Here is a 12,942-nt window from a genome sequence, read left to right as displayed (position 1 = left end):
CTATGGCGCCGCGGCACGGAAAGGTCAAACATCACGCTCCAGCCTGTGTTGCAGGAAAGTCTTGCTGCAAATCAGGTCATTTGCCCCGCCCGGCCGGGTCGATCCGCCGCCAGGGAGGGCGCGGCCGGCTGAAGCGCCGGTCCACCCCCGTGCGCCGGACGGCTCTCACATCCGATCGACGAAGCAGCCCACCGCGTCGGCCATGGCTTCCGGCGACATGTCCCGGCGGAAGAAGTCGACGTAGCCGACATCTGGCAGCACCAGGTAGGTGAAGGTCGAATGGTCGACCAGGTAGTAATCGTCGCCTTCGTCGTCATGGGCCTTGTAGTAGGTGCGATAGGCCTTGGACGCTGCCGCGACCTGTTCCGGGCTGCCGGTCAGGCCGATCATCTTCTCGTGAAGCGCCTCGGCGAAGTTGCCAACCACCTCGGGCGTGTCCCGTTTCGGATCGACCGAGATGAAGACCGGCGTCACCGACATGCCCCGATCCGCCAGCACGTCCACGGCTTCTGCGTTGCGGGCGGTGTCCAGCGGACAGACATCGGGGCAGAACGTATAGCCGAAATAGACCAGCGAGGGTTCGGTGATCACTTCCGCGTCGGTCACCGTCTCGCCCTTGGCGTTCACCAGCTCGAACGGGCCGCCCAGCGCGCCGCCACCGGCCACCGCGCTGTTGCGGCACATGGCAAACCGGTCGTCCTCCCGCGGCCAGGCGGTGAGGGCCCAGATCCCTCCGACGAACAGCACCACGACGACGGCGGCAAGGATGGCATAGAGGCGGGTCATGGGGCGTGCTCCTTTTCGGCCGGTCCTGCGACATCCTGTCAAAGCGGCGGTTGATCCGGACCTGCGGGAGACCTATCACTGTCCGGAGCCGATGCAACCGGACGCCCGATCACAATGCCCGACATAAAGATGGGTCTTCTTTCAGAAGAGGCCCGCAGCAACTGGATCCGCCTGCGTACCCTGATCCTGCTTCGCTGGGTCGCCATCGCGGGCCAGGTCACCGCGCTGACTGTCGCCCAGTACATGTTCGACCTCTGGCTGGAATTCGGCCTGTGCTACCTGGCGGTGGGCATTTCCGCCATCGGCAACCTGATCGCAATGTTCGTTTTCCCGGAAAACAAGCGCCTGTCGGAATCCGAAAACTTTCTGATGGTCATGTTCGACCTGCTGCAGCTGTCCTTCCTGCTGTACCTGACGGGGGGGCTGAACAACCCCTTCACCCTGCTGGTGCTGGGACCGGTCACCATTTCCGCCAGCGTGATGGGGTTGCGGCCCACGCTGATCGTGGGCGGCACGGCGATCATCCTGGTCACGCTGCTGGCGCAGTACCACATTCCCCTTCGCACGGCACAGGGCTTTGTCCTGCGGGTGCCGGACCTCTTCGTCTTCGGCAACTGGGCGGCGATCCTGATCGCCATTGTCTTCCTTGGCGTCTATTCCCGCCGCGTCTCGTCCGAGATGCATTCCATGGCCGACGCGCTGGCCGCGACCCAGATGGCACTGGCACGCGAACAGAAGCTGACCGATCTGGGCGGCGTGGTCGCCGCCGCGGCCCACGAACTGGGCACGCCGCTGGCCACGATCAAGCTGACCTCGTCCGAGCTGATCGAGGAGCTGGCAGACTGGCCCGACCTGCGCGAGGATGCGGCCCTGATCCGCGAACAGGCCGACCGCTGCCGCGACATCCTGCGGGATATGGGCCGTGCCGGGAAGGACGACCTGCACCTGCGGCAGGCCCCGCTGAGCGCCGTCCTGGCCGAGGCGGCCGAGCCGCACATGCACCGCGGCAAGCTGGTCGAGATCCGGAACGATCCCGAAGGCGCCGGCGGCCCCCAGCCTTCGGTCCTGCGCAAACCCGAGGTCATTCACGGCCTGCGGAACCTGATCCAGAACGCCGTCGATTTCGCGTCGGCGCGGGTCTGGGTCGAAAGCACCTGGTCGGCCGAAGCGATTTCGGTCCGGATCCTGGACGATGGCGAAGGCTATCCCCCGCACCTGATCGGACGGATCGGCGATCCCTTCATGCGCCGCCGACGGACCGAGCGTGACACGACCAAACGGCCCGAATACGAAGGTATGGGGCTGGGCCTTTTCATTGCAAAGACGCTGCTGGAACGGTCCGGGGCGGAATTGACCTTCGCCAACGGGTCCGACCCCTATCAGCCAGGCGAAAGCCCGGACGACCGGATCGGTGCGATTGTCGAGGTCGTCTGGCCCCGTCGTACCATCGACGCCCGGGCCGAAGGCAACCAGGTGCCGACCGGTCGAAACTTGCCCATCGAGGTGTGAATACACAGCTCTGACGTACCGTCATTTCAGACGTTAACCATGGCTTAACTACGGCGCGCCAGTCTGAAAAGGCGTAGCGACGGCTAGGACTGGTGATCAGATGCATACCATTGCGATCGCGGAACTGATTATCACGACGGCGGCCTGCACCCTGGGCGCCGTGGCCGCGGTTGCGTGGCTGGTGCCGTCGGGCCGCTGCATGATCGAACGGCTGCGGCGCCCGGGACGCAGGGTTGCGGCCCTGCCTTCGGCGCTTGCCGCACCGGACGGGGCGCAGGGGTCGGTGTTTCTCTTTGACGGCAGTCACCTGATCGGGGCCTCCGGCCCGATGCGGGAAATGCTGTCGGCCGACGAAGGCGAAGTGATCTGGGCCGACCTGGCATCGATCCTGACCGTCCGGTTCAACGGCGTCCCCAAATCCTTAAGCATGGTGGAAAAGGCCGGGCGGCTGCACAGCATCGCCCGGGTCCAGAACGATCCGGGCGAAATCGTCTATGAATGGCTGGACGGTGCGGTCCGGGTCGAAATCCGCGATCGCCGGCTGCGGACTGGCGGACCGGCGGACCGGCGGTCGCCCGGTCTTCGGTCGGTCGGTGCCCAGCCGGGCGAAGACGCGACGTTCCTCGCCCGCTGGGCACACCGGATCCTGATCCGGGTCGTGGGCCCGAAACGCGCCACCGGGCTGTTGGAAGCGCTGGGTGGCGTCACCGCCGCCTGTCTTGCCGCGGAAAAGGCGCCCTATCCGGTCTGGCAGGTCGACAAGCACGGCGCGGTGGTCTGGTCGAACGAGGCCTATCTGGCCCTCTGCCGCCGCGTCTTCGGCGATTGCGACGACGGCAGCCGACCGCTGTTCCCGCCCAAGCTGGACCGCACCCCGGACGGACGGCCCGTCCGGCACGCGCTGGAAGCGAAGGGCACCGATACCAAGCTCTGGTTCGAGATCAGCCGCGTCGTCGCCGGCGAGGGGTCCTTGTTCTTTGCCAATGACATCAACGCCGTGGTGAACGCCGAATACGCCCAGCGCAATTTCGTTCAGACCCTGGCCAAGACCTTTGCGCAGCTGTCCATCGGGCTGGCGATCTTCGACCGGAACCAGCGGCTGGCACTGTTCAACCCCGCCCTGATCGACCTGACGGCGCTGCCGGCGGAATTCCTGTCGGCACGGCCGGACCTGTTTTCGTTCTTCGACCGGTTGCGCGACCGCAATGTCATGCCGGAGCCCAAGGATTATTCCACCTGGCGCCAACAGCTGTCCGAACTGATGGCCGCCGCCGCCAACGGCCGCTACCAGGAAACCTGGAGCTTGCCGTCCGGGTCGGTCTTCTCGGTCAGCGGACGGCCACATCCCGACGGCGCCGTGGCCTTCCTGTTCGAGGATATCACCGCCGAGGTCACGCTGACACGCCGCTTCCGGTCGGACCTGGAACTGGGCCAGTCGGTCATCGACTCGCTGGAAGACGGCGTGGCCGTGTTCACCGCCGACGGGATGCTGGCCTTTTCCAACCCCGCCTATTGCCGGCTGTGGGGGGTGGATCCCGAAAGCAGCTTCGCCCAGACCACCATCGTCGATGCAATCCGCGTCTGGCAGGATCACAGCAAGGCGACCCCGGCCTGGGGCGATGTCCGCGATTTCGTCACCTTGCGGGAAAACCGTTCGGAATGGTCTGCCACAGCCCACCTGCGGTCGGGTGAGCCCCTGTGGTGCGGCGTCTACCCGATCCATGGCGGCGCCACGCTGGTGCGGTTCGTCCGGACGAACCGCAGCCGCGGCGATGCCGACCTGACCATGGCCCCCGCGATCCATTCCGCCATGCTGGCGGCCCACCCGGGACCCGCCGCCGCACACCCGGCCAAGTCTGGGAAGGTCCCGGGCAGCACCTCGCCGCGGCCCCGCGGCCGCGAACGCCCCGGCGGCTTGCCGGAAACGCCGCCCGATCCGCAACCCTGACCCCCGGTCCACAGGCCCAAAGAATCGCCCGAGGCGAGGCGGTTGCGGCACGCAACCACCGGCGGGCCGGCGGGCGGAACGGCGCGCGCGATCCGGGGGCGGAAACCGGGCGCGACGTCCACACGATCGCCCTTGCAGCCCTGCCGCCCGGACGCCATCCTGCAGGCCATGAGCCCCTCTGCCGCAGACCCGTCCGACCGTTGCGCCCCGTCCGATCCGCCGGGCGAGACCCGTGACCTGACCCTTGCGGACGAAACCGCAACCGCCACGTTTGCCGAAGGCCTGGCCGCCTGCCTTGCCCCCGGCGACTGCCTGCTGCTGACCGGCCCCATCGGTGCCGGCAAGACCCATTTCACCCGCGCCCTGATCCGCGCGCGACTTGGCAGCCCTTCCGAGGACGTCCCCTCGCCCACCTTCACGCTGGTCCAGACCTATGGCCCGCCTGAGGACGAGATCTGGCATGCCGACCTCTATCGCCTGACCGACACATCCGAGGTCCAGGAACTGGGCCTGGCCGACGCTTTCGAAACCGCCGTGACCGTGATCGAATGGCCCGACCGGCTGGGCGACCTGGCGCCGGCCGCTGCGCTGGCATTGTCTCTGATCCCCGGCCGGCCCATAAGCCCCGAGGCCGACGACGCCCCCCGCCACCTGCGCCTGTCCTGGCGCGACCCGAAATGGACGACCAAGCTTGCAGACCTCATCCCCGCCCAAGTCCAACGCTGACCGCACCGCCGCGATCCGCAGCTTCCTGGCCGATGCCGGCTGGGGCGACGCGGCCATCGCGCCGCTGGCTGGCGATGCCTCGAACCGCCGTTACGACCGGCTGACCGCAGCCGACGGCACCCGCGCCGTGCTGATGGACGCGCCCCCGGAAAAGGACGAGGACGTCCGCCCCTTCGTCACCATCGCCCGCCATCTGACCGCCTGCGGCCTGGCCGCGCCGAAGATCCTGGCCGAAGATGCGACGACCGGCCTTCTGCTGCTGGAAGACCTGGGCGATGCCCTCTTTGCCCGCGTTCTGGAACGTCAGCCAGAGATGGAGCACCAGCTATACGAGGCCGCCGTCGACGTCCTGGTCCGCCTTCACAACTGCGACCTGCCAGAGGCGCCGGACTATTCCCCCGGCCTGATGGCGGAACTGGCGGCACTGGCCTTCACCAAGTACCGCACCGCCGTGACCGGCGAGGACGACCCGGCCCTGACCGCCCGCTTCACCGAACGGTTCGAGGATCTGCTGCACCAGACCACCCGCACCCCGCCGGTGCTGGCGCTGCGGGATTACCACGCCGAAAACTTGCTGTGGCTGCCGGACCGCGACGGGCTGGAACGGGTGGGCCTTCTGGATTTCCAGGACGCGATGACCTGCCATCCGTCCTATGACCTTGTCTCGCTGTTGCAGGACGCCCGCCGCGACGTGTCGCCCGTGATCGAACACCGCATGATCGCCCGGTATATCGAGGCGACGGGCACCGACGATCATGCCTTCCGAACCGGCTATGCCTTGATCGGCACCCAGCGCAACCTGCGTATCATCGGCGTCTTCGCGCGGCTGGCCACGGATTACGGCAAGCCTCGCTATGTCGACCTGATCCCCCGCGTCTGGGACCACGCGATGCGCGATCTGGACCACACCGCACTGGCCCCGATTTCCGACCTCGTCCGCGATTCCCTGCCCGCGCCCGACCCCGCCGCGCTCGACAAGCTGAGGGGCCGGTGACCCTTCCGCCCGCCATGCTTTTCGCTGCCGGCTTCGGCACGCGGATGGGGGCCCTGACACAGGACTGCCCCAAACCGCTGATCCACGTCTCCGGCCGGCCCCTGCTGGACCACGCGCTGGACCTGGTCGCTGGTGCCCCGCGGATCGTGGTGAACACGCACTACAAGGGCGACCAGATCGCGGCCTATCTGGCGGGTCGGGACATCCTGATCTCGGACGAGCAGCCCGAGGTGCTGGACACCGGCGGCGGGCTGCGACTTGCCCTGCCGCTTCTGGGCGCCAAGACCGTGATCACGACCAATTCCGATGCCGTCTGGGCGGGTCCGAACCCGGTGACGATGCTGGCCGAAGCCTGGGACCCCGAGAAGATGGATGCCCTGGCCATCGTGATCCCGCGGGACCGTGCCGTCGGCCACAAGGGCAAGGGCGACTTCCTGCTCGACGCGGACGGCCGCATCGCGCGCGGCCCCGGCGGGATCTATGGCGGCGTGCAGATCCTGAAAACCGGGGGCCTAGACGCCATTCCGGACAAGGTCTTCTCTCTCAACCGGCTGTGGGACCGGATGCTGGCGGACGGTCGCATGTACGGCCTGGACTATCCCGGCCACTGGTGCGATGTCGGCCACCCCGAGGGCATCGCCCTTGCCGAACGGATGCTGCAGGGCGATGTTTGAACCTTCGCCCACACCCCGCGCCTTCGCCCTGCCCCTTGGCGTCGATGTCCCGGCCGAGATCGTCGCGGGCCTGACCGCACGACTTGGCGCCGACGCGCCGGAAGACTGGGCGCGGGTCGAACTGATGGTCAACACCCGTCGCATGGCCCGCCGCATCCGCGCGATCTTCGACGCAGGTCCTGCCCGCCTGCTGCCGCGGCTGTCGCTGGTTACCGATCCGGGGCTTTCGTGGGACCTGGCCGACCTGCCGCCGGCAGTCCCGTCGCTGCGCCGCAGGCTGGAACTGGTTCAGCTGATCCGCGCCCTGCTGGACCGCGAACCCCGCCTGGCCGCCCGGGCCGCCCTGTTCGACCTGGCCACCAGCCTGGCCGCGCTGATGGACGAGATGCAGGGCGAAGGCGTATCGGCCGACACCATCGCGGGGCTGGACGTATCGGACATGTCCGGCCACTGGGCCCGCGCCCTGAAATTTATCGCGATCGCGCGCGGTTTCCTGGCCACCACCGACGGGACAATGGACGCCGCCGGCCGCCAGCGGCTGGCCGTCGAACGCCGGATCGCCGCGTGGCATGCGAACCCGCCGCAGCATCCGGTGATCGTGGCAGGATCGACCGGGTCGCGCGGTACGACGCTGATGCTGATGGAGGCGGTCGCCCGCCTGCCGCAGGGCGCGCTGATCCTGCCGGGCTATGATTTCGACCAGCCAGCACAGGTCTGGGACGGCATGGACGATGCCCTGACCGCCGAGGATCATCCACAATACCGCTTTCGCCGCCTGATGGACGGGCTGGGCATCGGTCCCGCCGACATCCACCCGTGGTCCGATACGTCCCCGCCCTCGCCCGCGCGGAACCGCCTGGTCTCGCTGGCCCTGCGCCCCGCGCCTGTGACCCATGCCTGGCTGACCGAAGGCCCCGCCTTGCAAGGCCTTACGGACGGTCTGAAGGACGTGACCCTTCTGGAAGCCCCCAGCCCCCGGGCCGAGGCGCTGGCCATCGCCATGCGCCTGCGCCAGGCGGCCGAGGACGGCATCCGCGCCGCCCTGATCACGCCGGACCGGATGCTGACCCGCCAGGTCGCCGCTGCGCTGGCCCGGTGGGAAATCACGCCAGACGACAGCGCGGGCATGCCGCTGCAACTGTCGCCCCCGGGGCGGTTCCTGCGGCAGGTGGCATCCCTTTTCGTGCGGCCGATGACCGGCGCGGCGCTGATCGCCCTGCTGAAGCATCCGCTGACCCATTCGGGCGAAGGCCGCGGCATCCACCTGCTGCTTACCCGCGATCTGGAACTGCACCTGCGCCGATACGGCCCCGCCTTTCCGGACGCCGCAGCACTGGTTCGCTGGGCCGAGAAACAGGCCGACCGGCGGGGGATCTGGGTGGAATGGCTGACCGACACCCTGTGCGGGCTGGACGACCGGGCCGAGGATACGCTGGAAGGCTGGACGGAACGGTTGCTATCGGTGGCCGAACGGGTGGCCGGCGGGCCGGCCGAAGGCTCTGGCGGGCTGTGGGAACGCAATGCCGGGATCAAGGCCCGTTCCGTGCTGGACCTGCTGCAGGCCGAGGCTCCGGCGGGCGGTGACCTGACCGCCACGGAATTCGCCGATCTGCTGGGCGCGCTCCTGTCGGGGGAAGAGGTCCGCGACCGCGACGCCGCCCATCCCGGCATCATGATCTGGGGCACGCTGGAGGCGCGGGTGATGGGCGCCGACCTGCTGATCCTTGGCGGGCTGAACGAAGGCTCCTGGCCCGAGGCGCCGGCGCCCGACCCCTGGCTGAACCGCCAGATGCGCAAGGATGCGGGCCTTTTGCTGCCGGAACGCCGGATCGGTCTGGCTGCGCACGATTTTCAGCAGGCCATCGGCGCGGCCGAGGTCTGGCTGACCCGCGCGGTCCGGTCCGAAGATGCCGATACCGTGCCGTCCCGCTGGCTGAACCGGCTGACGAACCTGCTGGGCGGACTGCGCGACACCGAAGGCCCGGCGCTGCTGGCCGAAATGCAGAAACGCGGGAAGTACTGGCTGGAACTGGCCGAGGAGCTGGAACGCCCCCTGCCCACACCCGCCGCGCCCCGCCCTGCCCCGCGCCCACCACTGGACGCCCGGCCAAGGCACTACCGCGTGACGGAAATCCGGACCCTGATCCGCGACCCCTATGCCATCTATGCCAGGAAGGTGCTGGGTCTTCAGCCGCTCGACCCGCTTATGCAGGAGGCGGACGCAGCCGACCGGGGCACGCTGATCCACAAGGTCTTTGAACGCTTCATCAAGGATGCCGGTCCGGATGACCTGACGCCGGAACGCCTGTTGGAATGCGCCGACCGGGAACTGGCCGACCTGCCCTGGCCCGCCGCCCGCCGGCTGTGGCGGGCCAAGCTGGCCCGCATCACGAACGACTTCATCGCGGGCGAGAAGGAGCGGCAGAAACGCGGCATACCCACCGGATTCGAGGTGAAGGCGGAAGACGAGATCGCGCCCCACGGGGTTTCCCTGACCGGCCGCGCCGACCGGCTGGACCGGACGGATGACGGGCGCATCGTCCTCTATGATTACAAGACCGGGCACGTGCCGACCGAGGCCGAACAAAAGGGGTTCGACAAGCAACTTCTGATCGAGGCCGCGATGGCGGAAAGAGGTGCGTTCGAAGATTTTCCGCCAACTCCGGTGGCAGGCGCCAGCTATCTAGGCGTGGGGACACAGGCCAAGACTGTCGAGGCGCCGCTGGCCGATATGCCCCCGGCCGAAGTCTGGGCGGATCTGGGCAAGCTGATGGCGGCCTACCTTGATCTGTCACAGGGCTTTGCCGCGCGGCGGGCGATGCGAAAGGACACGGATGTCAGCGATTACGACCACCTGTCGCGTTTCGGCGAATGGGACGTGACGGCGCCGTCCAATCCGGAGGACGTGGGATGATCGCGCGCAACGCCGCCAGCGAACGGCAGGTACAGGCGGCGCAGCCGCAGTCGTCCACATGGCTTTCCGCCAACGCAGGATCGGGCAAGACGCGGGTGCTGACCGACCGGGTGGCGCGGATCCTGCTGCAGGGCACCGACCCGCAGAAGATCCTGTGCCTGACATATACCAAGGCCGCCGCGGCCGAGATGCAGAACCGCCTGTTCCGCCGCCTGGGCGAATGGGCGATGCTGGACGACGCGACGCTGGCCGCCACGCTGGAGGAACTGGGCGCGTGGGAGACCGCGACGCCCACGGCGGGCGACCTGGCCCGGGCGCGCACGCTTTTTGCCCGCGCGATCGAGACGCCGGGCGGGCTGAAGATCCAGACCATTCACGCCTTCTGCGCCGCCCTTCTGCGCCGTTTTCCGCTGGAGGCCGGCGTCAGCCCCCAGTTCGCCGAGATGGAGGACCGCGCGGCGGACATGCTGCGGGCCGAGATCGTGGAAGACATGGCGTCGGGTCCGCTGGTCGATCTGGTCGACGGTGTGGCGGCCTATCTGTCGGACAGCGACTTTGCCGCGCTGGCACGGTCGATCACATCTGCCCGGGACAGGATGGATCCGGCGCCAACGCGTGCGGACTTGCTGCGTGCCCTGGACCTGCCCGACGGCTACACAATGGCCGACCTTGCGGCAGAGACCTTCACCGGCGGCGAGGAAGCGCTTTTGAAAGCGCTTCGCGAAGCGCTGGTCGAAGGCTCCAAGACCGACGTGGATGCGGCAGCGGCGCTGATGTCGGTGGGCGTGCCCGGGGTCGCCGACCTGCCGGTGCTGGAAAAGGTGTTCCTGTTCGGCGCGACGGCGAAAACCCCCTTTGGCGCCAAGATCGGCAGGTTCCCGACCAAGGCGACGCAGGCGCGCCTTGCCTCCTCCATGGACGAGCTGGACGATTTCATGGCCCGGGTGGAGGGCGCGTTCAACAAGCGCCTTGGCCTGGCCGCTGCCGCCAGGGCAGAAGCCCTGCACCGGTTCGCGGCCGCCTTCCTGCCGGAATACGACCGCCGGAAGGAACTGCGCGGCTGGCTCGACTTCGACGACCTGATCGGGCGCGCCCGGCGCCTGCTGCGCGATCCCGGGGTCGCGTCCTGGGTGCTTTATCGTCTTGACGGCGGAATCGAACACATCCTGGTGGACGAGGCACAGGACACCAGCCCCGCCCAGTGGGACGTGATCGAGGCGCTGACCCAGGAATTCATGGCCGGACAGGGCGCCGAACGGGATCGCCCGCGGACACTCTTCGTCGTCGGCGACCGCAAACAGTCGATCTATTCCTTTCAGGGCGCAGACGCCGCGGCCTTCGACACCATGCGCCGGACCTTCAAGGACCGCCTGACGGCCGCGGGCCCGGGCCTGCAGGACCTGACGCTGGAATATTCCTTCCGCTCGGCCCCGGCGATCCTGCAACTGGTGGACCGGGTCTTCGCGCCCGAAGCAGTCCCGGATTTCGCCAAGGACAGCCAGCACCGCGCGTTCCGGTCTGACATGCCGGGTCGCGTCGACCTGTGGCCCGTGGTGGACAAGGCCCAGGCGGAAGAGGACGGCCACTGGACCGATCCCGTCGACCGCCCCGGACAGGACCATCACGCGACCGTATTGGCCCAGCGTATCGCACACTGGATCAAGGCACAGGTCGAAGGCGGCGAAACCCTGCCCCACGGTTCCGACCGCCGGCCGATGCGCTATGGCGACGTGCTGATCCTGGTCCGCCGCCGATCAGACCTGTTCGCCGCGATCATCCGCGCCTGCAAGCAGCTGGACCTGCCCATCGCCGGTGCCGACCGGCTGAAGGTCGGCGCCGAACTGGCGGTCAAGGACCTGGCTGCCGTCCTGTCCTTCCTGGCCACGCCCGAAGACGACCTGTCGCTGGCCTCGGCCCTGAAATCGCCGCTGTTCGGCTGGTCGGAACAGGAACTCTATGCCCTCGCCCATGGTCGCGACGGCGCCTATCTGTGGGAAGTTCTGCGCCGCCGGGCTGACCTGCATCCGCAGACCGTCGCGATCCTGACCGACCTGCGCGACCACGCCGATTTCCTGCGCCCCTATGACCTGATCGACCGCATCCTGACGCGCCATGACGGCCGCCGCCGCCTGCTGGGCCGGCTGGGGCCAGAGGCAGAGGACGGGATCGATGCGCTCCTGTCCCAGGCGCTGGCTTATGAACGGTCGGAAATCCCCAGCCTGACCGGTTTCCTGACCTGGATGGAAACCGACGATCTGGAAATCAAGCGCCAGATGGGCAATGTCGGCGACCAGATCCGCGTGATGACCGTCCACGGCGCCAAGGGGCTGGAAGCCCCGGTGGTGATCCTGCCCGACACCGCCCTCCAACGCGCCGCCCCCGATCCCGACATCACCCATGTGGAAACCCCGGACGGCCCCCTGCCCCTGTGGCGCACGGTATCCGCCGAAACCCCCGCCGCCATGCGCGAGGCACGCGAGGCCCACCGGGCCCGGCAAGAGGCAGAGCGGCTGCGGCTTCTCTACGTCGCCCTGACGCGGGCAGAAAGCTGGCTGGTCGTGGCGGCGTCCGGCGATCTGTCGAAGGATGCCTCCACCTGGTACGAACGGGTCGAAACGGCGCTCAGGGCCGAAGGCGCAGCGGAACTCGACTGCGACGGCGGCCCGGGCCTGCGGCTGGCCACGGGCGACTGGAACGGCGCGGTGCCGGAGTCCGCGCCAGCGGTCAAGGCGGCCCCGCCCGCCCTTCCCGACCTCTTCCGCCACCCCGTCCCACCCCCGGCGCCCGGGGCGCAGGTCCTGAAACCTTCCGATCTGGGCGGCGCCAAGGCGCTGCCGGGCGAGGCCGGGCTGGACGAGGCCGCGGCCAAGCTGCGCGGCACGCATATCCACCTGCTGCTGGAACATCTGCCGACCGCGAGGCCCGACCGCTGGGCCGACTCGGCACCGCGCATCCTGCCCGAAGTCGACCCGGCAGACCTGCCGGACCTGCTGGCCGAGGCCACGACGACCCTGACCGCCCCGGCACTGGCGCCATTCTTCGCGCCCGATGCACTGGCCGAGGTGCCGATCACGTCGCCCTTGGGCAACGGCAGACTGCACGGCGTGATCGACCGGCTGATCGTGACGCGCACGCATATCCGCCTTGCGGATTTCAAATCGAATGCGGTGGTGCCCGCAACGCCCCTGTCCTGCCCCGAAGGCATCCTGCGGCAGATGGGCGCCTATCTTGTTGCCCTGGAACGGATCTATCCCGACCGCACGATCGAGGTCGGCCTGATCTGGACCCGAACCGCCACTCACATGGTCTTGCCACACGAGTCCCTGCGGGCCGCGCTGGCCCGGACCCAAGATCTTGACGGCGCCGCGTCCCCTTCCTAGGTTCCCGAGGT

The 12,942-nt window shown here is 68.4% G+C and carries 8 protein-coding genes; 7 read left to right on the top strand and 1 reads right to left on the bottom strand.

What is annotated here, in order from left to right:
• Positions 1–165: 165 nt before the first annotated feature.
• Positions 166–786, bottom strand: coding sequence for an SCO family protein (locus FQK05_RS06575; protein WP_158965111.1), 621 nt, complete (start codon positions 784–786; stop codon positions 166–168).
• 114 nt (positions 787–900) lie between these two features.
• Here FQK05_RS06575 and regB point away from each other — a divergent pair, with 114 nt between their 5' ends.
• The 7 genes from regB to addA all read left to right on the top strand — a co-directional run bounded on the left by regB (position 901) and on the right by addA (position 12,931).
• Positions 901–2,295, top strand: coding sequence for a sensor histidine kinase RegB (regB, locus tag FQK05_RS06570; RefSeq protein WP_158965109.1), 1,395 nt, complete (start codon positions 901–903; stop codon positions 2,293–2,295).
• A 100-nt stretch (positions 2,296–2,395) separates the two neighbouring features.
• Positions 2,396–4,243: a PAS-domain containing protein gene (locus FQK05_RS06565; RefSeq protein ID WP_233270405.1), complete on the top strand. Its 1,848-nt coding sequence runs from the start codon at positions 2,396–2,398 to the stop codon at positions 4,241–4,243.
• 168 nt (positions 4,244–4,411) lie between these two features.
• Positions 4,412–4,969, top strand: a complete 558-nt coding sequence (gene tsaE / locus FQK05_RS06560; protein WP_158965987.1) for a tRNA (adenosine(37)-N6)-threonylcarbamoyltransferase complex ATPase subunit type 1 TsaE — start codon at positions 4,412–4,414, stop codon at positions 4,967–4,969.
• Positions 4,935–5,963: an aminoglycoside phosphotransferase family protein gene (locus FQK05_RS06555; protein ID WP_233270404.1), complete on the top strand. Its 1,029-nt coding sequence runs from the start codon at positions 4,935–4,937 to the stop codon at positions 5,961–5,963. The genes tsaE and FQK05_RS06555 overlap by 35 nt, the downstream gene beginning before the upstream one ends.
• Positions 5,964–5,977: 14 nt before the next feature.
• Positions 5,978–6,637, top strand: coding sequence for a nucleotidyltransferase family protein (locus tag FQK05_RS06550; protein ID WP_158965985.1), 660 nt, complete (start codon positions 5,978–5,980; stop codon positions 6,635–6,637).
• Positions 6,630–9,551, top strand: a complete 2,922-nt coding sequence (gene addB / locus FQK05_RS06545) for a double-strand break repair protein AddB (protein WP_158965108.1) — start codon at positions 6,630–6,632, stop codon at positions 9,549–9,551. The genes FQK05_RS06550 and addB overlap by 8 nt, the downstream gene beginning before the upstream one ends.
• Complete coding sequence (addA, locus tag FQK05_RS06540; protein WP_158965107.1) at positions 9,548–12,931, top strand: double-strand break repair helicase AddA; 3,384 nt, start codon at positions 9,548–9,550, stop codon at positions 12,929–12,931. Before addB ends, addA begins: the two co-directional genes overlap by 4 nt.
• The last annotated feature ends 11 nt before the right edge of the window (positions 12,932–12,942 follow it).

The organism is Chachezhania sediminis (genome assembly GCF_009765275.1).
Classification (GTDB): domain Bacteria; phylum Pseudomonadota; class Alphaproteobacteria; order Rhodobacterales; family Rhodobacteraceae; genus Chachezhania; species Chachezhania sediminis.
Note: the sequence above shows the minus strand (reverse complement) of the source record. Positions and strands in the feature narration are given on the sequence as shown.